We start from the raw sequence: 22,482 nt of genomic DNA on the forward strand, positions 1-22,482 counted from the left end.
TATTAGCTTTACTTTTTAAGCTTGCAAAGATATTTACTTTTATTTATAAAAAACCGGTCTGAAAAATAATTCAGACCGGTTTTTTTATTCAGCTATTTATTTTAGTTTATCTTCTTTTTTGATCTTCTCATCTTCTGTCATAAGTTTCTTATGATCTTCTGTCAATTTCTTGTGATCAGCCATTACCTGTTCATCATCTTTCATCATCTGATCATGATCTGCCTTTAATTTTTCCACATCAGTATTTTCTACTGCATGTTCCTTTTCTAGCTCTTCATGCTTTTTAATGATTTCAGAATGTTTAGCAACAAGGGTAGAATGTTGTTCCAAAATCTCTTTATGAGCAGATTCTATCATATTATGCTTACTTGTAGCAGGCTCATTCATTGCATTATGTGCCTTATTAAATTCTTCATGTTCTTTTTCCATTAATGCATGCTCAGCTTCTAAAGTCTGATGATCCGACTCCAATTTTGTGTGGGATACTGCCAGCTCTTTTTCTAATTCAGCACCAGAAGGCTTCTTACATGATGTAAGAGAGAATGCCATCGCAAAACCTATCAATAAAATTAAATACTTTTTCATTTTTATAAATGTTTGATTCGGTTAAATCTACAATATAAATACTTAATTATCAATATTTTATAAAAAATACTACATTTTCTATATCTTAAAGAAAAATAATAACGATTCAATTCAAACAGTCATAAAACACAACAAAATAAATCAATTCTAAAGAAAAATTTATTAGCGTAAATCAATAAAAGTAATGGGTTTTCTGCTGTTTGGATTAAAAACAGTTTTAGACAAGATATCAAAATCAATGATTTCAATTTTAGGGCTTACCCTTAATTTGGCTCTGAAGTGATCTCTGACTTCATTGACAAAACTATCGTGCTCTTCGTCTGTACTCAGTTTAATGATAATTTCGTCAAGACCAATTTCGTTGGCCTGAATGACAATCTGATAACATAAAATAGTGTTGAAGTCATTCAAAATATCATTCATTGCCGGCGGATACAAGGTTGTTCCTTTGTATTTGATCATCTGCTGTTTCCTTCCTACTACAGGACCTAACCTCATCGTTTTTCTTCCACACGGGCACGGCTCATAGTGGGCTTTGACAATATCTCCGGTTTTAAATCTTAACAGAGGAATCGCTTCCACTCCTAAAGTAGTAATCGTCAGTTCACCGCTTTCTCCTTCTTTCACCGGATTGCCGTTATCATCCAGAATTTCCGTAATGATTAATTCCGGGTGATGGTGTCCTCCGATCTGAAATTCACATTCTGTAAAAGCAGTACTCATTTCGGTAGAAGCATAAGTTGAAAATAGTTTTATATTCCACTTTTCCTTGATCTTCTGTGAAAGAATATTATCTGTAAAATTCTGATTTTTGATACTTTCCCCAATACATACAGCTCCATAAACACTTGAATTTTTATAATCCAATCCATGTTTCTCCGCATAATCAATCATTTTCAACAGAAAAGAAGGAACGGTAATCAAATATTTAGGTTTGTATCTGAAAATAGAATCCCATTGCAGCTCAGGAATTCCCGGGCCCATTCTCACCACACTTGCCCCCATTTTTCTTAAGCCTAAAAAATAAGCAAGTCCCGCCATAAACCGCTTGTCTATGGTGGTAATCATCTGAACAACATCTCCTTTCCGAATTCCTGCACAGGCAAAAGAGATTGCTTCATTGTAAGCAAGCCTTTCAAGGTCACTGTCAGAAAGTCCGAAAGTAACGGGATCTCCTAAGGTTCCGGAAGTGGTACTGTAATCAACAATTTTATCCGGTGTTATGCAAAAAAAATCATGGTTGTACTGTTGCAGATCATTCTTCGTGGTCGTAGGAATTCTCTGAAGATCCTCCAAAGTACGGATATCGGCAATATGGATGTTGTTTTCTTTGAACAGTTTCTGATAAAAAGGTGATTGATTTTCAAGATAAGCCAAAAGCTCATGAAGTTTTCCTTCCTGAAACTTTTTTATTTCCTGAATATCTGCTTTCTCGATTGACGGATGAAATTCCAATGATTTTAATTTTTAAAGAGCAAATTTATTTAATTAAAATTAAAAGATTAAAGTATTAAAGAGCTATTTATCTCTGAAACGTAAAAGTTTGTGTATTGGTATTTCCAGCGGTATTGATCGTTGTCACTTTTAAAGTATGAGAACCTGATCCTTTGGGGCATTTTTCATCAAAAGTATAAACAAAATCATCTTTTATACGGGCAAAACGGAGCCATTTTCCGTCCAGTTCAGCCTGGAATGAAATAATATCTCCTATTTTCGTTGTTCCTTTTAGCCTCAAAGAGCTGCTGTTGACCATCGTCCCTTCGGCCCAGCCTGATGAAACTGATGGCATATTATAATCTACCAGTAATTTTGCTGTTCCCAATCTATTGAACTTTCCTTCTGCCCAATCACCATTCCATTTTACCTTGACAACATTATTATCACTGCCATAATCAAGGAGAATAACAGCTTTATCTTTTTCTGTATTGGATAATTTTCGATTAGGTTTTATCTTTAAAGTATATTCATCCTGAACAGGAATGTATGGGCTATGTAAAACAACACTATTTGAAACAGCATTCGGGTCAGTATCCGCTTTTTCATAGGCATTGAAATTTACAGCATCATAGACTGCGTTTTTGCTGAAATTAATTTCCGTACTCTCTGTGGTAATGGTCTTACTTTCATTGGGCAGTACTGTCTTACCTGTAGAAGATACTTTGTCTGAGGTTTTACTGAATTGCAGTTTTGTTGCTAAGCGGCTTGTATTTCCTTTTACATCTTTTAAAACAATTTCAATGGTATGAACTTCCTCATCCTGAAGATTGATGATTCCTGTTACATTTGAAAGACTGTAATTCTGAAGCTTCATTCCCGGTAAGGAAGACAAATGTTGAATTCCCATTTTATCCCTGATGAATTTAGTATAATCTATACAACCGTTGATGTATCGGGTATCGTCATAGTGTATTTTATCAATTTTAAAACTGTAGATCAGCTTGCCATCCATCGATAGTTCTGCATTATAAATCCCTAGATTAAAACCTTGATTAGCTTTATCTACTGCTTTAATGGCAAAACTTATTTCTGGAGAATTAACCTGTACAAGATTAGAAGTATAAACATTCCCCGCTTTTTTCACTGCAATTCCATTCGCTCCTGGTTCGTAAGTACTGAAACGCCTGTCATACCAGTAAAGCCCGCTGATAATAGGTGCTATCGTATCGGGAATAGTAAAGCCAAAAAGCAACGGATTGAGACATTCTTCTGTTTTGTTATCTCTTATTTCAAAATGCAGATGTGGCCCTGCCGAGCCTCCGGTATTTCCACTCAAAGCAATTTGCTGTCCTTTTTCTACAGGAAACTGCCCGGGCTGAAAATTGATATCCTGTTCCCACTTTTCGTCTTTATACTGTCTTTCTTTTACATATTCATCAAGCTTGTCAAAGTATTTGTTCAAATGAGCATACACTGTGGTATACCCGTTGGGATGTGTAATGTACACGGCATTTCCAAAACCATATCGTTCCACTTTTATTCTGCTTACATAGCCTTCTGCCGCAGCAAGAACCGGTACATTTTCCTGACTGTTGGTTCTCAGATCCAGTCCCATATGAAAATGATTAGTTCGGACAGCTCCGAAGTTAGCCGCCAGCTGCATGGGGATATTTAAAGGGTTCCTGAAATAATTCTGGGAATAATTATTTTGAGCTTGTACAATGCCAGCGTTGATACAACAAACAAAAAGCATCACTTGATAAAAGATTTTCATACAGCATTTGGATTTACGTCTACTTAAATATACGAATTCTTTAGTATTAGCTTTTATTTTTTCCTGCAAATTGTCACAAATGAGCATCAATGAAATAGTGGTGACAAGTTATTTTCAAGTTTGGGCTAAAGCCAATGGATCATGATCTTATTTTTAAGCGGGCTAAAGCCCTCTTCTATTGAATTAAATACCCTAAAGTTCATATAAAAATACCAAAGAAAATTCACTTATTCCCCATTCATCATTCACTTTTCAACACTTTCTTCATTTATATTTCTGAGATTGAACTTTTTAATAGAAATTACCTAAATAAAACATATATTATAAACCGACAAATTTTAGTAAATTTGCAGACTTAATTAATCAACGATATTGAGATATTTACAATGAGCCAATTTAAAGAATACAAAAACCTCAACCTTATTGACGTAGCAGAGAATGTAGCGGAATTTTGGAAACAAAATAAAACTTTCAATAAGAGTGTTGAGATTCGTCAGGGAAATCCTGAGTTTGTTTTTTATGAAGGTCCACCTTCAGCAAACGGTATGCCTGGAATTCACCACGTAATGGCAAGAGCGTTGAAAGATATTTTCTGCCGTTACCAGACTCAAAATGGAAAGCAGGTTTTCCGTAAAGCAGGCTGGGATACGCATGGTCTTCCTGTGGAACTGGGTGTAGAAAAAGAATTAGGAATTACAAAAGAAGATATTGGCAAAAAAATCTCTATTGAAGACTATAACCAAGCTTGCCGTGAAGCAGTAATGCGTTATACGGATGTATGGAATACCCTTACCGAGAAAATCGGGTATTGGGTAGACCTTGATGATCCGTACATCACGTACAAGTCAAAATATATGGAAACCGTTTGGTGGTTGTTGAAGCAGTTGTATAGCAAAGACTTGTTGTACAAAGGGTATACGATCCAACCTTACTCTCCAAAAGCGGGAACAGGACTTTCTTCTCACGAGCTGAATCAGCCCGGGACTTATCGTGATGTTTCAGACACAACGGTTGTGGCTCAGTTTAAAGTGAAGAAAGATTCTTCAGCATTGTTCAACGATGTTGAGGGAGATGTACATATCCTTGCGTGGACGACGACTCCATGGACGCTGCCATCCAATACCGCTCTTACCGTAGGTAGAGATATTGAATATGTTGTAGTGAAAACCTTCAATCAATATACATTTGAACCTGTAACGGTTGTTTTATCGAGCGTTCTTTTACCTAAGGTTTTCGGTAAAAAATTTGCAGAAGGTACAGATGAGGATTTTGCGAATTATACTCCGGAGACTAAAGTAATTCCTTTCAAGATATTAAAAGAATTTACAGGAGAAAAACTTGTTGACACAAGATATGAGCAATTGGTTCCTTGGTTTACTCCAAATGATAACCCTGAGAATGCATTCAGAGTAATCTTAGGAGATTTCGTAACCACTGAGGACGGTACAGGTATCGTTCACACAGCACCTACTTTCGGTGCTGATGATGCGAGAGTTGCTAAAATGGCTCAGCCTGAGATTCCGCCAATGTTGGTAAAAGATGAAAATGACAATCTTGTACCATTGGTAGATTTACAGGGTAGATTCATCAAAGGAGAAAATGTTCCTGAGATATTCTCCGGAACCTATATCAAAAACGAATATTACGATGAAGGAACTGCTCCTGAGAAATCTTGGGATGTAGAGCTTGCGATCCTGTTGAAAACAGAAAACAAGGCTTTCAAAGTAGAAAAATATGTCCACTCTTATCCACACTGCTGGAGAACAGACAAGCCGATATTGTACTATCCGCTGGACTCATGGTTTGTGAAAATGACTGCTGTAAAAGACAGACTGGTTAATTTAAACAAAGAAATCAACTGGAAGCCGAAAGCTACCGGAGAGGGACGTTTTGCCAATTGGTTGGAAAATGTAAACGACTGGAACCTTTCCCGTTCAAGATATTGGGGTATTCCGTTGCCTATCTGGAGAACAGATGACCTGAAAGAAGAAAAGATCATCGGTTCTGTAGAAGAATTGTACAACGAAATTGAAAAATCAGTTGCAGCGGGATTGATGACTGAAAACCCATTCAAAGGTTTTATCATCGGAAATATGGCTGAGTCTAACTATGAGCTTGTGGATCTTCACAAAAATGTAGTAGACAAAATAGTATTGGTTTCAGATTCAGGAAAAGCAATGAGACGTGAGAGCGACTTGATCGACGTTTGGTTCGATTCAGGGTCTATGCCTTATGCCCAATTGCACTATCCTTTTGAAAACAAAGAATTAATTGATAACAATAAAGCTTTCCCTGCTGATTTCATCGCAGAAGGGGTTGACCAGACTCGTGGATGGTTCTATACGCTTCACGCCATCGGAACGGCTGTTTTTGATTCTGTTGCTTATAAAAATGTAATGAGTAACGGTCTCGTTCTGGATAAGAACGGACAAAAGATGTCAAAACGTTTAGGAAATGCGGTAGATCCGTTCGAAACGCTTTCTGTATACGGACCGGATGCTACCCGTTGGTATATGATCTCCAATGCGAACCCATGGGAAAACCTGAAGTTTGATATTGAAGGAATTGACGAGGTAAGAAGAAAGTTCTTTGGAACACTTTATAATACCTATTCATTCTTTGCTTTGTATGCGAATGTGGATGGCTTCAACTATTCAGAAAAAGAGGTGGAAAACCGTCCTGAAATCGACAGATGGGTTCTTTCCGAACTGAATCTTTTGATTAAGGATGTGAAAGCATTCTATGAAGATTATGAACCTACAAGAGTAGCAAGAGCGATCAGTAACTTCGTGAATGATAATTTAAGTAACTGGTATGTAAGATTATGCAGAAGACGTTTCTGGAAAGGAGATTATTCTGATGACAAGATTTCTGCTTACCAGACTTTATATACTTGTTTGGAAACTGTTGCTAAATTATCTGCACCAATTGCTCCATTCTTTATGGACCAATTATACCAGGATTTAAATAAAGTAACCGGAAAAGAAAGTTTTGAATCGATACACTTAACGGACTTCCCAATAGCTGATGAAAGCTTAATCGATCAGGATCTGGTTGAAAAAACGCATTTGGCTCAGAATATTACCAGTATGGTTTTCTCATTGAGAAAGAAAGAAAATGTAAAAGTTCGTCAGCCATTACAAAAAGTATTGGTTCCTGTATTGGATAAGAAAACGGAAGAGCAGATTCTTGCTGTAGCTGATCTTATCAAACAGGAAGTGAATGTAAAAGAACTACAGTTAATCAATGCTGAAGAAGCATCTCACTTAATTGTAAAACAGATAAAGCCTAACTTCAAAGCTCTTGGTCCTAAATTAGGAAAAGACATGAAGGTAGTAGGTGCAGAAATTGCCAATCTTAGCACAGAACAGATTGCCGGTCTTGAAAAAGAAGGAAAACTGGATATTCAGGGATATGAGATCACTCTTGATGATGTGGAAATCTCAACCAAAGACATCCCGGGATGGACGGTTACTTCCGACGGAAAAACAACTGTGGCATTAGATTTGACGTTAACCGATGAATTAAAATCTGAAGGGATCGCAAGGGAGTTCATTAATAGAATTCAAAACCTGCGAAAAGATAAGGACTTTGAACTGACAGACAAGATTAATATCTCCATTGAAGAAAACTCGCCATTCCTTGATGATATTAAGAAAAATGAGGAATATATTTCTTCTGAAGTCTTGTCAAATAAAATAGAAATTGTATCTTCACTTTCAAATTTTAACGAAATCGAGATAGATGAGGTTAATTTTAAGATAAATGTTGAAAAAAATTAACATGTAGTTATTATATTTCAAATTCCATTTCATAATTTTATTAAAAAAGAGAAAGAATATGTCAGACGAAAGAGTTAGATACAGCGATGCTGATTTACAGGAATTTAAAGGGATCATAAAAGAAAAAATAGAAAAAGCAGAAAAAGATCTTCAGCTTATCAGAGAAAGTTTCATCAATGACCAGAATAACGGAACCGATGATACCTCTCCTACCTTCAAAGCTTTTGAAGAAGGAGCAGAAACGCTGAGCAAAGAGCAGAACTCTATTTTGGCAGGAAGACAGGAAAAATTCGTGCGTGACCTTAAAAATGCTTTGATCAGAATCGAAAACAAAACGTATGGTGTTTGCAGAGTAACAGGAAAATTGATTCCAAAGGAAAGACTTTTAGCCGTTCCTCACGCTACGCTGAGCATCGAAGCGAAAAATATGCAAAAATAGCCGTAAGGTTTGTAAAATACTATTGGGTTTATATTGTATTCACGGATACTTTATAGACCTAATTTTTAATGTATACCCATGAGCGGATTATTAATTTTGGGAGCTATTGTTGCAGTAGTATTGTTGTTTTTCAACAGAGAATGGATCAAAAACAGATTCTTCCCTGATCAGAAGAAGAACTATACTATTGATGATCAATTCAATTCTGATAAGCGTGACAGGGAAAAAGAAATTGACAGACTTTTGAGCAAAATGGGCAAAAACGGAGTCAATGATTTGTCAGAAAAAGAAAGAAAACGGCTCGACGAATTGTCCAAAATGTAAAAATTAAATATAAGAAATGGAATCTATTATAGTACATCCAAAAAATGCAATGGAGCTTAGTGCCCTGAAAACTGTTCTGAAAGAAATGAACATTAAGTTTGAAAAAGCTCACGTCAAGAGTTCGTATAACGGACAGAAAGTGATCAAGAAAGCAAGCGATAATAAAAATGTAAAACCTGCTGCAAAACCTTCAAAACCTAAAGGACAACAGTAATGAAAAAGATATTAGCGATAACATTTTTAGTGTTGTTAATTGATCAGGCTTCAAAAATTTACATTAAAACCCATTTTAACCTGGATGATAGTGTAACTGTTTTACCAGGCTTTAAGCTAACCTTTGTGGAAAACCCGGGAATGGCCTATGGATTTCACTTTGGAGGAATTATCGGAAAATATTTCCTGGTTATCCTAAGAGTTTTCCTTATCGGAGGAATGGTGTACATGTTTAAAAAATGGCTAAAAGAAGGAGCTTCCAATTATCTTTTGATTCCTATGGCTATCATCTTTGCAGGAGCTATCGGAAACCTTATCGACGGAATGTTCTACGGAATGATCTTCGACAGCGGAACCCTTTATGACCCAAGCATTGACCGATGGATAGGCTATGGCGGAATTTCTAAGATGGCTCCTTTCGGACATGGATATTCTACTTTTATGAAAGGGTGTGTGGTAGATATGCTTCACTTCCCATTGGTAGATTGGACTGTTCCTGAAAGCTGGCCGCTAATAGGAGGAAAGCATTTTGAATTCTTCAAATATATTTTCAATGTAGCAGATTCTGCTATTACCATAGGAGCAGTATTCCTATTAATCTTCAGAAAAAAAGCATTCCCGAATGGGCTTGAGTTTTAAAAAGATCTATTTTCGGATGAAAAAAATAATCAAAAATATTTTTAAAATTTTCCTGCTTCTTCTGGTTGCAGGAATTATTTTTATTGCCTGGGCCAATTACAGCATTAAAAAGGACAGCGAATCCTTTGTTTCCTATACTATTGCTGATGTACCGGAAGCCAAAACCGGACTGTTACTGGGCACTGGAAAAACATTAAGCAATGGAACTCCAAATGCTTATTTCTACAACAGAATTAAAGCTGCTGCAGATTTATTTAAAAGCGGAAAAATAGAGTACATCATCGTCAGCGGTGATAACAGCACTAAAGATTATAACGAGCCTGAAGATATGCAGCTCGCATTGATGCAGGAGGGAATTCCACAGGATAAAATTATTTTAGATCATGCCGGATTCAGAACGCTGGATTCTGTGGTAAGGGCAAAAGATATTTTCAGCCAGACCAAGGTGATCATTATTTCTCAGAAATTCCATAATGAAAGAGCTGTTTTCCTTGCCAGAAAAAATGGGATGGAAGCCTTTGGGTATAATGCTGCCGATGTGAATAAATACGCAGGTTTAAAGACTAATATGAGAGAGTATCTTGCCAAAGCTAAAGCATACTGGGATCTTCTTTTCGGAGTAGAACCTAAATTTGGAGGTGAGAAGATTATAATCCGTTAATTGTTCTTAGCCACAGATTACACCAGCTTTTACAGATGATTGGAAAGAAAATGTTAGAAGGCTGATAGATTTGGCTAAAGCCAATGTATGTTTTTTAATCTGGCTGGGCTAAAGCCCACCCTTATTGAATTTTAAATCACAACATCTTTTATCTTTTATCTTTCGTTATTCCCGGCAAACCTCGTAAATTTGCTATTCATTAATTTTTAAATATAAATTTTAAACAAATGTCAAGAATTCTTACCGGCATACAAGCCACCGGAACACCCCATCTTGGAAATTTATTAGGGGCCATTATTCCTGCTATTGAACTATCCAAGCAGGAAGGAAATGAATCATTTTTATTTATTGCGAATCTTCATACGCTTACTCAGATTAAAGATGCGCAGACTTTAAGACAGAATACCTACGAGATTGCTGCGGCTTGGCTTGCTTGTGGATTAGATACTGAAAAAACATTTTTCTACAGACAAAGTGATATCGCTGAAACCTGTGAACTATCTTGGCATTTATCATGTTTTTTTCCTTATCAAAGATTAACATTGGCCCACTCATTCAAGGATAAGGCTGATCGTCTTCAGGACGTGAATGCAGGTTTGTTTACCTACCCTATTTTGATGGCTGCGGATATTTTGCTGTATGGTGCTGAGATTGTTCCTGTAGGAAAAGACCAGCTTCAGCATTTGGAAATTGCAAGAGATGTTGCTTCGAGGTTTAATAACCAGATGGGTGAAATTCTTGTATTACCTCAGGCAGAACTTCAGCAGGACACCAAATATGTTCCCGGAACCGATGGGCGCAAAATGTCTAAATCAATGGGAAATATCATCAATATTTTCTTACCTGAAAAAGAGCTGAAAAAACAGATCATGAGTATTGAGTCTGATTCTAAATCGTTGGAAGAACCTAAGAATCCTGAAACGGATAAAACCTTCCAGATTTATGAGCTTATTGCAACTCCTGAGCAAACTGAAGAGTTAAGAGCAAAATATCTTGCCGGAAACTTCGGATACGGACATGCTAAAAAAGAATTGCTGGATCTTATCCTGGTTCGTTTTGCCAAAGAAAGAGAAACGTTCGCTTATTATATGAGTAATCTTGACGAACTGGAAGCAAAGCTACAGCAAGGTGCTGAGAAAACCAGACCTATCGCTCTGGAAACTCTTAAAAGAGTAAGAACAAGCTTAGGATTTTAATTACAGAATAAATAATATTAAACTACAATAAACTTCATTTATTGTAGTTTTTTATATAAACATTTGATATTATTAACCTGTTCCGTATTAGAAAAAATTGCATAAACAATTTATTGGAAATATAAGTAATGTTGTATTTTAGCAGCTACAAACTAATAAAAAACATGTTTAAACAGATTCTTTTTTTACTAACCCTTATTCCCTTTTTTATAAAAGCCCAGCTATCTTTAAGTTTTGAAGACCCTGTTTCTGGGCCAAATATCCCAAATTGGAATGGTGTTATGGTTATTAATGATTTTGAAAGCTCATACAGTTATAATTTAAACGGATTTAATGCTTATGATGGTATTAAATGTGTATCTTTTTATGGCTCTACCACAAGTTACTTAATAACCCCTTTAATTAATGTTACCAGTGGTGTATCAGATCATATTTCATTTTGGGCGAGGAGAAGAGGTGGTAATGTTCCTGGATTTTCGTTAAAACTTTCCAACACTACCTCTGATATTGCCAGTTTTAACACAACATTAGCTTCCATAACCCCTCCCGATGATACTGTATTTTATAAATACACTTTTGATCTGTCTCCTTATATAGGGCAGTCTATACGCTTGGCTCTTTACAATTCGCAATCAGGTGATAACAGAATAGACATAGATAAATTAGAAATAAATGGTGGTGCTTTAACAAATTGTATTGAGCCTTTAAATCCTTTAGTTTTCAACAATATAACGCCAACATCCGCACAGTTATCGTGGTCATCATCGAGTACAAATGATGGGTATGAGATTTACTATTCTACCAACAGTACTCCTCCCAATATCAATACCGTTCCCAATATCATAGTGGGATCAGGAACAACCTCACACCCCCTTACCAATCTAAATCCCGGACTTAAATACTCTGTTTATATCAGATCAAAATGTGGGTCAAATTACTCTGACTGGGGAGCTGTGGGCAGATTTTCCACGTATATCATTCCTCCTTATAGTAATGATTTTGAAAACAACCCTAATGGAGGTCTCCCGGCTGGATGGAAAAACAATCTTGGGGCATTGCCAGGTATGTACCTCAACAACGATCAACTTAACGCTCATTCAGGATCACTTTATTTAAAAAGTGGAGGTACATCTAGTGCAAATAGTATACTCAATACTCCACCTTTTTTCCTTACTGCAGGTACAACATATAAGATAAGTTTTTACGCTAAAAAAAGTTGGCAGGCGGCGCGAGATTATTCAGTATCTATTAATCATTCCAAAGGTAATACATCAAGTTCAGAACCTTTTGATTATATTTTCTCATTTTATAATGCTAATATTGATTACACCAAATATAGCGGTCTATTTACACCAACAGAAACAAGACCCTATTATTTTAAAATCCGAGCAACTACAATGCTTCTTGATCCAACACTGAATCTTTCTTTTTCAGCTTTTCTTATGGATGATTTCAGTGTTGAAATTGAAAACGCACTGAGTACAAATGAAACTTCAAAACCTAAAATAACCATTTCCCCTAATCCAGCAAAAGACATTTTAAATATAAACAGTAGTAATACTATACTGGAAATTACCATTTTAACATCAGATGCAAGACTGATAAAAACGTACAAAGTAAATTCAAAAAATACTCAAATTAATATTTCTGATTTATCCTCAGGAACATACTTTCTTAATTTGAAAGGCACAAAAGATACAGAGAGCCATAAAATTATCAAAGAATAATCTTGACGAACTGGAAGTAAAACTACAGCAAGGTGCTAAGAAAACCAGACCTATCGCTCTGGAAACTCTTAAAAGAGTAAGAACAAGCTTAGGATTTTAATTCTGAGTTTTAAACATAAGAAAGAGGCTACCTCAAAAGTCAAATAATTTGGCTTTTGTCATTCTGACGAAGGAAGAATCTTATTGCTATTCAAGTATATTAGATTCTTCGCTACATTTCATTTCGTTCAGAATGACACTTTTGAGGTAGCCTCTTTTTCTATGGATGTATATTATTATTCTTTGTAAGGATAAAGTAATGCATTTGGTCACCGTATTCATAAGTAATATCCCAGCCTGGATATTGTTTTATAATGGTTTTAATGATAGACAGTCCCAATCCGGTGGAAGTATGATCTGATCCCTGTTTATAGAAACGGTTGAAGATCTTGGATCTATCCAAAGGTACAGAGGACCCGCTGTTTTGGAATGTTATTCTGTTATTTTCAACGATGATATTTAAAGTTCTTTCTTCATTATTATATTTAACTGCATTTTTAAGAAGGTTAGACAACAGAATATCGGCAAGATCCTGATTAAAATCTGCAATAAATTGTCCTTTCTCAATAATGCTGACTTCTACTTTTTTAAAGGCAATAAAATCTTCGTAATTCTGAACCAATTGAGTAATCAGATTATTAAAATCAACATCTGATGTTTTATTAAACTGGCTGTTTTCAATTTTGGAAAGCATTAATAAAGATTTATTTAAACCTACCATTCTTCTCAGATCATTTTTAACCTCAGTAAGAAAAGTAAGGTTCTTTTTATCAAGGTCGTCATTCTGGATCAGAAGATCTATTTTATTGATAACAATAGCCAAGGGAGTCTGAAGTTCATGGGAAGCATTTTCAATAAACTGTTTCTGCTGGTAGAAAACAAGTTCATTACGTTCAATCATTTCATTAATTTCCACATTCAGCTCTTCAAACTCAGTGATCTTGTACTTCTGCTCTTCCTGAGAAAAAGGAATTCCAAACTGATATCTTTTAAGTTTATCCAGGATTAAGTAGAACGGTCTCATGGCTTTGTTAAGCAGATACCCATTGACCGCCACAATACTTACTACCAAAAGGATATAAAGCACGATCAAGGCAGTCGTAAGGTCGTATATCAGCTCGTCTTCTTCTACAGTTGAAGTTCTGATAACAAGGCGCTGATGTTTTTTGAACTGATCGATAAAATCTGCCTCAAGAACTCTGTAAGGCTGGTCCTTGTCGTCATACTCCATGTAGTACATCTTATTGTAAAGACGACTTTTATTTTGATACTCTTCAGTTTTGATTGGATTGATTTTAAATTCATTAAATCCAAACTCATTGTTCTTCAACAGCTGAGGGTTAAGATAAACAGCTTTAATGATCTGTATTTTCCTGTCTCTTAGCCCATCATCCACATTATCATGCACTTCATCCAGGATATATGCATAAAACAGCCCTGCCCACACTGCGATAATGAGCAGAAGGACCATAATGAGGTATTTTATGGTATAATATTTTAATGAACTTTTCATTAGATAAATTTATATCCTATTCCATACACGGCCTGGAAATCAGCTTCTGCATGGAGAGTTTTCAGTTTTTTGCGAAGATTTTTAATCTGTGAATAAATAAAATCCAGACTATCTGCCTGGTCTATATAATCTCCCCAGATCGCTTCTGCTAATGTCGTTTTCTGCAAGGTCTTTTCCGGATGAATGACAAAATAATATAAAAGATCATATTCTTTCCGATTAAGCACAAGCTCTTCGTTGCCTATTTTTACGATCCTATTCTCCGGATCAATGCTTATATTTTTATATCTGATGATATTCTCACCATCCTGGTTCTTCCTCCTTATGACAGATCTGATCCTTGCCATAAGTTCTGCAAGGTGAAAAGGTTTTGCAAGATAATCATCAGCTCCTATTTCCAATCCGGTCACCTTATCATCTACTGAATCTTTAGCAGAAAGTATGATCACCGGATCTTTCTTGTGCATTTTTTTGATTTCTCTCAGCAGATCTATACCATTTCCATCAGGCAGCATAATATCAAGCAAAATACAGTCATATTCATAAGAAATAATTTTCTCCAGCCCGTCACTGTAATTTTCTGCATATTCTACAATGAAATGTTCTGCTTCCAGAAATTTCTGTACAGTATCTTTCAATTCCGGCTCATCTTCTACTATTAAAATCTTCATGCTTTCTCGATCTATATATTCTGCTGCATCATTAATGTATATCAAATATATGAAATTATAAGGAGGGAAGCCGACTTCGAAAGCCTACGAGAAGATCATCAATATAAGTGTAATATGATATATCACTGATACTATATCCAGCATACACCAATAATCTCTGCTCTCTTCCCTCATGTTCATTCTCATCATTAATTAATTTGATTTCACGTAACGGCCGTCAGCATCAAAAACGAGACATAGACCGTTCATAAGTTGGATTTTATAAGCATTATACTTTCTTTCAATAGAATCTATCACGCTGCAAGGATGATTCCTTGTCATAAATGAAACCATATTTTTTCTAATCTGTGCAGAAGAAATCTCTCTTCCGCTGCTGTTTATTAAATTCCAGTTAACCATACTCTTAAGATTTAGTGTTAATTTTTAATTCTGATTTAATCGTCAATTCTTTTGAAATTCCCGTTTCTGTCAAATTCAAGTTCCAGCCCGTTGGAAAGTTCTGTTTTGTAAGACCATCTTTTCTTTTCGATTTTAACGATATAAGTATTCGGGAAATTCTTGGTACTGTAATTTCTGATCGATACAGGAATGAAACCATAAGGTACTTTCTGATGCTTACCATCAATTTCTTTCCAGTTTCCACTGCTGTCGAACTCTATTTTCATTCCATTCGCCAGATATACTTTGTACTCGTCTACCCCATAGATTTCTCTGTCTTCTATTGCTGAGTTTACAGCTATTCCTTTAAAATGGGAAGCAAGAAAGTTTTTGGCTGTTTTGGGTAACTGATTCGCATTGATCGCTCTGTCCTGTGCGGAAATTAATCCTCCCATTAATAAAAACATGATCATCAATACTCCTGTGATTTTCTTTACATTTTTCATAACATTAAGTTTTATTGTCATTATTATAAAGCAAAGGTCATAATCAATTTAGGAAAGAATTGGGAAAAATGATTTCAGTAAAAAAATAATGGGCTTATCTCAGAAGTTTGTGTTTTTATGACGTCTTTTGAAAACAAAAAAGCCATTAAGATGAACTTAATGGCTTGTATATACTGTATTGATGATTTTACAAGTATTCTTTAATCTGCTGAAGATGGGTAATGGCTTTTAAACCTTCTTTCTTCTTGTCTTCTTTATAGACATCAAAAAAAATGGCATCCATTCCAAAGTCTGTTGCTCCCATAGCATCTGCGATCCAGTCATCTCCAATCAGGATACTTTCTTCTTTTTTAGCTTCAGAAAGCCCTAGAGAGTATTCAAAAATCCTTGGATTGGGTTTTCTTACTCCCACTGCATCTGCACTGGTAATCGTCTTAAAATAAGGTGCGATTCCGGACAGCGTACATTTTCTTTCCGTTACCTCCTGAAATCCATTGGAAATAATGTGTAATGTATAATTCTTAGCTTTCAGATATTCAAGAACATCTTCTGCTCCCTCCACCAATTCGTTATAACCCACAATATTATCAAGGAAATTTTCTTCAAAATAAAGGGCAAGCTCTTTATTATCTATTCCAAAATGTTTAAATGAATCATAAAAACGGTGTTCTCTCAAATACTCTTTGCCAATAATTCCGTCTCTGATCTTTTCCCACAACTCTTCGTTGATATCGTGGTAAACAGAATGAAACTCTTCAAAGTCAATATGATACTTTGAAGTAATTTCCTGTTTTTCAAAAAGGTCTTTGATGGTAAGATAGGCATTCCTGCGGTGATCCCAGAGTGTATTATCCAGGTCAAAAAAAACATGCTGCATTTTCATACAGCACAAAGTTAATCATTTTAATTTTTTAAAATAGGGTAATTTTTGCTCTTGCTTTTCACAATTTCAAGACTTTTGGAAAAATTAAGCAAAAAATCAATAGTTTGTTTCTTAGGTTTCAAAGTTTTCACTTTTAAGGAGTCATTTTTTTTCATAAGCGAAGTATGTTTTCCTTAAAACGTGAAATTTTCCGAAATATTATTTATCTGGTTAATATTATGTTGTTTTCATCCATGATTTTTCTCAGGTTTATCAGCGCATACCGTACTCTTCCGAGAGTGGTATTAATGCTCATATCCGTATGATCTGCAATTTCCTTGAAGCTCAGACCATCAAAAAACCTCAGTTTGATTACCTCCTGCTGGTTTTGCGGTAAAAACTGTAACATCCTCAACAGGTCTTCCTGAATCTGGTTGGTGACTAGCTGGTCTTCAATATTTTCCGAAGGCTCTCTGATCAAATCGAAAATAGAATACTCATCGGTTTCAAAAGTAGTTTCTGAAACTTTAATGTTTTTCGCTTTTGATCTGAAATGATCAATAATTAGGTTGTGGGAAATTCTTTTCGCCCAAAGAATAAATTTACCTTCTTCGTTATAGCGTCCTTCTTTCAGCATGACAATGATCTTCATGAATGTATCCTGAAAGATATCGTTGGCCAAATCTTCATCATTAATTTTGTAAAAAATGAATGTAAACAGTTCTCTCTGGTGTCGGTGAATGAGGATTGACAATGCCTCCTCGTCTCCTTTCTGGTAAAGGGAAATTAGTAAACTATCCGATTCTGATTTCATAACTCTTCTCAATATAAATATTTGCAGACAGACATTCCTCCAGATATTTTATCTGGCCTTTGCTGTATAAACAAAACAGTTGTAGAGTAGAGTCTCTTCTATAGGCGGTAGTACAATTATTATGATGTAAATATAATAATTTTTTAATAACTGTTAACCTATTATTAAATTTTCAAAAGAAAAATTTAATAAAAATCACTTAAACATGTCATGAATGAATACAGTAGGGATATTTAATGTAAAATTAATATTTAATCCTTTCATTTCTTTTCCGTTCAATCGGGCATCTCCGATAGGAAAAGCATAGCCTCCTGTAAGGTCCAGCATCCCGAATAGGGTCACTCCTATCTTGGGAGCAATGTATTTATTGGTTCCTTCAGCACCTGCTAAAAAGTAATAGGAGTGATAAAAGTCTACATTTTTTGCAAAATTAAGGAGAATGTCAGCTTGTAGTTTGGGCATAATCGCAAACTTAGAGTCTGCAACTCCCATCATGGCAGATCCTCCTAATCTGTAAATCACATCATCATTTTTAAGGAAAAGCAATTTACCTCCTACTTCACCAAAACTTTGATTCTGGTAAGTATATCCCACACTGATCATCTTATGCATGGTGTATTGTGCTTTTACCAGGGTACTTAGCAAAAATAGGGATAGAACAGCAATTACAGTTCGAAAATTCATCATCTTTCTATATTATTAAGGTGTAAAATTAAAAAAAACTGCCTTACCCAAAGATAAAGCAGCTTATTTATTATTCTCTAAAGGGAAAATTAAATTCCGAAAGCGGTTTTAATCTCCTCTACTTTGTCTAGTTTTTCCCAAGTAAAGAACTCAAGACCTTTCAATGTAAGTTCTTTTTTATGTCCTTTATTGAACGTTTTATCAGCTACATAGTGCTCTTTACCCATATGTCCGTAAGAAGCTGTTTCCTGATAAATAGGATTTCTTAATTTTAAGTTCTGCTCGATAGCATAAGGTCTTAAATCGAAAATTGTAGAAACTTTTTTAGCGATATCACCATCGTGAAGATCTACTTTTGCCGTTCCGTAAGTGTTGATGTATAAACCACAAGGCTCAGCTACACCAATCGCATAAGAAACCTGTACCAAAACTTCATCAGCAATTCCTGCCGCCACTAAGTTTTTAGCAATATGTCTTGTAGCATAAGCAGCGCTTCTGTCTACTTTAGAAGGATCTTTTCCAGAGAAAGCACCACCACCGTGAGCTCCTTTACCTCCATAAGTATCAACAATGATTTTTCTACCCGTAAGACCAGTATCTCCGTGAGGTCCTCCAATGACGAATTTACCTGTAGGATTGATGTGATATTTGATCTGGTCGTTGAATAAAGCCTTGATTTCCTCAGTTTGTTGTGCCACTACTCTAGGAACCAAAATATTTTTAATGTCTTCACGGATCTTGTTCAGCATTTCTTCTTCATTTCCGAAGTCATCATGCTGAGTAGAAACCACGATAGAATCAATTCTAACAGGTTTGTGATCATCAGAATACTCAATCGTTACCTGACTCTTTGCATCCGGACGAAGATAAGTGATTTCCTTATTTTCTCTTCTGATTGCAGAAAGCTCTTTAAGGATGGTATGGGCAAGATCCAATGCAAGAGGCATATAGTTTGCCGTTTCATTGGTAGCATACCCGAACATCATTCCCTGATCTCCAGCTCCCTGTGCATTTGCTTTAGCTTCGAAAGACTCGTCACTTACTGCTCTGTCAACTCCCTGGTTGATATCAGGTGACTGCTCATGGATTGCGGAAATAACTCCACATGAATCTCCATTGAACATATATTCTCCTTTTGTATACCCTATTCCATTGATTACTTCTCTGGCAATCGTCTGTACATCAAGGTAAGCATCGGATTTTACTTCTCCTGCCAATACCACCTGTCCGGTAGTCACAAGAGTTTCACATGCTACTTTAGAATTTTTATCGTATGCTAAAAAATGATCGATAAGTGCATCGGAAATTTGATCGGCGATTTTATCCGGATGTCCTTCTGAAACTGATTCAGATGTAAATAAATAAGACATATAATTCTTTTGTTTTTAAAGATTTAAAAAAATAATTTTGTAGAAAAATATGAAATAAAATTGCCCAGAAAAAAGAATACTATACTGTTTTAGCATTTTTTTATAGAGGTTGCAATCAGGTCAAATTTTTCCTCGTAATAAACGTCAGCAAAGTTAAGTACTATTTTCGTAATACTCAAAAATTTTGTTTATTAATTATGATATTATTTAAATTAATGATTTCTATCACTTTAAAGCATTTTCACTACTGCGGCTTTATGCTTACAAATTCTTTAGGACTTGCATGATAATTCAGTTTAAGTTCCAAAGCAGTTTTGATAGAATGTGACAATTCATCAATAATTTTTTGCTTAAAGGTAGGCTTGTAGTAAATAATACTGATTTCTCTGTATGGGAAAGGCTTTTTAAATCTGAAGACATTTTTCTTCTGCTCTTCAGAAAGCTGGCTCAACGCCAGTTCAGGCAGGATGCTGATTCCCCCTACTTTATCTACCATATGGACCAAAGTCTGGATATTAGAAGCCAGGAAGTCTAAATTTTTAGGTTTCAGTGTATTTTCTTTCAGATGACAGATATTCTCAAACTGATTTCTAAGGCAGTTTCCTTCTTCAAGGAGCCATACCTTTTCTACATTCAGATCTTCAGGAATGATATAAGAATTCTTTTTATTGGCTTCAGTATTGGAGCTGTAGATCATCAGTTCTTCATTGAATAAGAAATCCTGATAAAACTCATCCGCCGTATCATAAGGAGTAGAGATAATTCCCGCATCCAGTTCTCCGGCTTTCAACGCTTTAATAATATTATCAGTAGTCATTTCTTTTACATTCATCTGGATCTTTGGATTGTCCTCAAGGAATTTGAAGATTTCCGTAGGCAGAATAAAAGATGAAACAGTAGGAATGATTCCCAGGTTGATGGTTCCCCCAAGAATATTATTCAAAAGATTGGCTTTGTTTTTCAGCTCATTGACAGATTCTATAATAACCTTAGCCTGATCAATAATCTGCAGCCCTACATCTGTAGTACGAATCGGGTGGGTAGTTCTGTCGAAAACCTTCACATCCAGTTCATCCTCAAATTTCTGTATCATGGCACTTAACGTAGGTTGGGTAATAAAACACGCCTGAGCGGCTTTACCAAAATGTTTATACTTATCAACAGCGATAAGATACTCCAGTTGCTGAATGTTCATTTGATTAATATTATCTATTACAAAGATATAACGTTTTTGCTATTAGCAATTAAAAATTCAAGTAAATTTGACATTCATTACCTTTACACTCGGATTTAGAAAAACAAAAAACATTTATACAAATCATCAATGATATGGATTCTAAAAAATTAACGTTAAGTAACGGCACGCCTTATTTTGAGCATCAGGATTCACAGACGGTAGGACCAAGAGGCCCGGTATTGCTGCAAGATTTTATTCTTCAGGAAAATCTTGCCCATTTCGTTAGGGAAAGAATTCCTGAAAGGATTGTGCATGCCAAAGGAAGCGGAGCATACGGAACTTTTACCGTAACTCATGATATCAGCCAGTACACGAAAGCAAAACTGTTCTCACAAGTTGGAAATTCATGCAGAATGTTTGCCCGGTTTTCTACTGTAGGAGGAGAAAAAGGAAGCGCAGATACCGCAAGAGACCCACGAGGATTTGCCTTAAAATTTTATACAGAAGATGGAAACTGGGATCTTGTAGGAAATAATACGCCGGTATTCTTTATTAAGGATGCAAAAAAATTCCCGGACTTTATTCATACTCAGAAAAGACTTCCAAAAACCAATTTGAAAAGCGCCACCATGATGTGGGATTTCTGGAGTTTAAATCCTGAATCTCTTCATCAGGTCCTTATATTAATGTCAGACAGAGGTACACCTTACGGATACCGACATATGCATGGCTTCGGATCTCATACTTTCTCTATGATCAATGATAAAAATGAAAGAGTATGGGTGAAATTCCACTTCAAAACAAAACAGGGAGTAAAAAATTTCACAGATGAAGAGGCGGGAAAAATGGCGGGTGAAAATCCGGACTTTGCACAGGAAGATCTGTGCAATGCTATTGAAAATGGAGATTTCCCAAAATGGACGATGTATATTCAGGTAATGACTGAGGAACAGGCAAAAGATTTTAGATGGAATCCTTTTGATGTGACAAAAGTATGGTTCCATGATGATTTCCCTTTGATCGAAGTAGGAGAAATGGAGCTTAATGAAGTTCCTGTTAATTATTTTGCCCATGTGGAGCAATCTACTTTCTCACCCAGCAGCCTGATTAACGGAATCAGCTTCTCACCAGACAAAATGCTGCAGGGAAGATTATTCTCTTATCCTGATGCACACCGATACAGAGTTGGAGTGAACTCGCACCAGCTGGAAGTAAACAGATGTCCTTTTGCAGTCAACAATTACCAGAGAGACGGCTATATGGCAGATTCAAGCCAATATCAGGATAAGCCTAATTACCATCCTAACAGCTTTGATGACATCCAAGCGGATTCTAATTATAAAAACTTCGAGTATGAGCTGGATAGTGCTCATGTTGCAAGCTATAACAGAAATGATAACGACAGTGATCATTATACTCAGCCGGGACTTCTTTATTCAAAAGCAATGAATGCAGAAGACAGAGATCATCTGATCAAAAATATCATAGGCAGTATGAAGGGAATCAGCGGGCCAAAAAAAGATGAGATCATTAACCGACAATTATGTCATTTTTTCCGTGCCAATATTGAGCTTGGCATGAAAGTAGCTTCTCAACTAAACGTCAATATTGATGCAAATATGATGAATCATTCCAAATAATCATATTGAACAATAAATAAAAAAAAAGGAAAAAAATCTTATTTTTTTTCC

Annotated in this window: 21 protein-coding genes; 9 read left to right on the top strand and 12 right to left on the bottom strand. The window is 35.7% G+C overall.

The window, feature by feature from the left end; all coding sequences use genetic code 11:
* Window positions 1–96 precede the first annotated feature (96 nt).
* The 3 genes from AC07UM_RS23150 to AC07UM_RS23160 all read right to left on the bottom strand — a co-directional run bounded on the left by AC07UM_RS23150 (window position 97) and on the right by AC07UM_RS23160 (window position 3,796).
* Window positions 97–585, bottom strand: a complete 489-nt coding sequence (locus tag AC07UM_RS23150; RefSeq protein ID WP_494685116.1) for a hypothetical protein — start codon at window positions 583–585, stop codon at window positions 97–99.
* 162 nt (window positions 586–747) lie between these two features.
* Window positions 748–2,040: a flexirubin biosynthesis putative acyl-CoA ligase FlxY gene (flxY, locus tag AC07UM_RS23155; protein ID WP_494685117.1), complete on the bottom strand. Its 1,293-nt coding sequence runs from the start codon at window positions 2,038–2,040 to the stop codon at window positions 748–750.
* A 67-nt stretch (window positions 2,041–2,107) separates the two neighbouring features.
* Complete coding sequence (locus AC07UM_RS23160) at window positions 2,108–3,796, bottom strand: M23 family metallopeptidase (RefSeq protein ID WP_494685118.1); 1,689 nt, start codon at window positions 3,794–3,796, stop codon at window positions 2,108–2,110.
* 386 nt (window positions 3,797–4,182) lie between these two features.
* On the opposite strand from AC07UM_RS23160, the gene ileS reads away from it, so the two are divergent.
* From ileS to AC07UM_RS23200, 8 genes are all read left to right on the top strand, one after another.
* Window positions 4,183–7,578 carry an isoleucine--tRNA ligase gene (gene ileS / locus AC07UM_RS23165; protein ID WP_494685119.1) on the top strand — a complete coding sequence of 1,132 codons (3,396 nt, stop codon included), beginning with the start codon at window positions 4,183–4,185 and terminating at the stop codon, window positions 7,576–7,578.
* A gap of 58 nt (window positions 7,579–7,636) precedes the next feature.
* A complete protein-coding gene (locus AC07UM_RS23170) occupies window positions 7,637–8,017 on the top strand; it encodes a TraR/DksA family transcriptional regulator (RefSeq protein ID WP_236852675.1) in 381 nt (126 codons plus the stop codon).
* A 78-nt stretch (window positions 8,018–8,095) separates the two neighbouring features.
* On the top strand, window positions 8,096–8,341 hold the full coding sequence (locus tag AC07UM_RS23175; RefSeq protein ID WP_494685120.1) for a DUF6576 domain-containing protein: 246 nt from the start codon (window positions 8,096–8,098) through the stop codon (window positions 8,339–8,341).
* Window positions 8,342–8,357: 16 nt separating this feature from the next.
* Window positions 8,358–8,555 (top strand): DUF2683 family protein, encoded by a 198-nt coding sequence (locus AC07UM_RS23180; protein WP_152290486.1) that lies wholly within the window; start codon window positions 8,358–8,360, stop codon window positions 8,553–8,555.
* Complete coding sequence (locus AC07UM_RS23185) at window positions 8,555–9,193, top strand: lipoprotein signal peptidase (protein ID WP_494685121.1); 639 nt, start codon at window positions 8,555–8,557, stop codon at window positions 9,191–9,193. The genes AC07UM_RS23180 and AC07UM_RS23185 overlap by 1 nt, the downstream gene beginning before the upstream one ends.
* Before the next feature lie 16 nt (window positions 9,194–9,209).
* Complete coding sequence (locus AC07UM_RS23190) at window positions 9,210–9,854, top strand: SanA/YdcF family protein (protein WP_494685122.1); 645 nt, start codon at window positions 9,210–9,212, stop codon at window positions 9,852–9,854.
* A gap of 227 nt (window positions 9,855–10,081) precedes the next feature.
* Entirely contained in the window at window positions 10,082–11,050 is a 969-nt protein-coding gene (trpS, locus tag AC07UM_RS23195) for a tryptophan--tRNA ligase (protein WP_494685123.1), read from the top strand.
* A 164-nt stretch (window positions 11,051–11,214) separates the two neighbouring features.
* On the top strand, window positions 11,215–12,777 hold the full coding sequence (locus AC07UM_RS23200) for a choice-of-anchor J domain-containing protein (RefSeq protein WP_494685124.1): 1,563 nt from the start codon (window positions 11,215–11,217) through the stop codon (window positions 12,775–12,777).
* A gap of 259 nt (window positions 12,778–13,036) precedes the next feature.
* Here AC07UM_RS23200 and AC07UM_RS23205 read toward each other — a convergent pair whose 3' ends face one another.
* The 9 genes from AC07UM_RS23205 to AC07UM_RS23245 all read right to left on the bottom strand — a co-directional run bounded on the left by AC07UM_RS23205 (window position 13,037) and on the right by AC07UM_RS23245 (window position 20,809).
* Window positions 13,037–14,329, bottom strand: a complete 1,293-nt coding sequence (locus AC07UM_RS23205; RefSeq protein ID WP_494685125.1) for a sensor histidine kinase — start codon at window positions 14,327–14,329, stop codon at window positions 13,037–13,039.
* Complete coding sequence (locus AC07UM_RS23210) at window positions 14,329–15,000, bottom strand: response regulator transcription factor (protein ID WP_494685126.1); 672 nt, start codon at window positions 14,998–15,000, stop codon at window positions 14,329–14,331. Before AC07UM_RS23210 ends, AC07UM_RS23205 begins: the two co-directional genes overlap by 1 nt.
* Window positions 15,001–15,192: 192 nt before the next feature.
* Window positions 15,193–15,399, bottom strand: coding sequence for a PepSY-like domain-containing protein (locus AC07UM_RS23215; RefSeq protein WP_494685127.1), 207 nt, complete (start codon window positions 15,397–15,399; stop codon window positions 15,193–15,195).
* Window positions 15,400–15,434: 35 nt separating this feature from the next.
* Window positions 15,435–15,884, bottom strand: coding sequence for a PepSY-like domain-containing protein (locus tag AC07UM_RS23220; RefSeq protein WP_494685128.1), 450 nt, complete (start codon window positions 15,882–15,884; stop codon window positions 15,435–15,437).
* 187 nt (window positions 15,885–16,071) lie between these two features.
* A complete protein-coding gene (locus AC07UM_RS23225; RefSeq protein WP_124535747.1) occupies window positions 16,072–16,767 on the bottom strand; it encodes a YjjG family noncanonical pyrimidine nucleotidase in 696 nt (231 codons plus the stop codon).
* A 202-nt stretch (window positions 16,768–16,969) separates the two neighbouring features.
* Window positions 16,970–17,560 (bottom strand): RNA polymerase sigma factor, encoded by a 591-nt coding sequence (locus AC07UM_RS23230; RefSeq protein WP_109739134.1) that lies wholly within the window; start codon window positions 17,558–17,560, stop codon window positions 16,970–16,972.
* A gap of 195 nt (window positions 17,561–17,755) precedes the next feature.
* The gene (locus tag AC07UM_RS23235; protein WP_124535749.1) at window positions 17,756–18,247 is read right to left on the bottom strand and encodes a hypothetical protein; all 492 of its coding nucleotides are present in this window, start codon (window positions 18,245–18,247) and stop codon (window positions 17,756–17,758) included.
* An 86-nt stretch (window positions 18,248–18,333) separates the two neighbouring features.
* Window positions 18,334–19,614 carry a methionine adenosyltransferase gene (gene metK / locus AC07UM_RS23240; RefSeq protein WP_494685129.1) on the bottom strand — a complete coding sequence of 427 codons (1,281 nt, stop codon included), beginning with the start codon at window positions 19,612–19,614 and terminating at the stop codon, window positions 18,334–18,336.
* 244 nt (window positions 19,615–19,858) lie between these two features.
* On the bottom strand, window positions 19,859–20,809 hold the full coding sequence (locus AC07UM_RS23245) for a LysR substrate-binding domain-containing protein (RefSeq protein ID WP_103234933.1): 951 nt from the start codon (window positions 20,807–20,809) through the stop codon (window positions 19,859–19,861).
* Window positions 20,810–20,943: 134 nt separating this feature from the next.
* On the opposite strand from AC07UM_RS23245, the gene AC07UM_RS23250 reads away from it, so the two are divergent.
* On the top strand, window positions 20,944–22,431 hold the full coding sequence (locus AC07UM_RS23250) for a catalase (RefSeq protein WP_494685130.1): 1,488 nt from the start codon (window positions 20,944–20,946) through the stop codon (window positions 22,429–22,431).
* Window positions 22,432–22,482: the final 51 nt, after the last annotated feature.

The sequence above is a fragment of the Chryseobacterium sp. GW821-FHT04C04 genome (assembly GCF_059420365.1).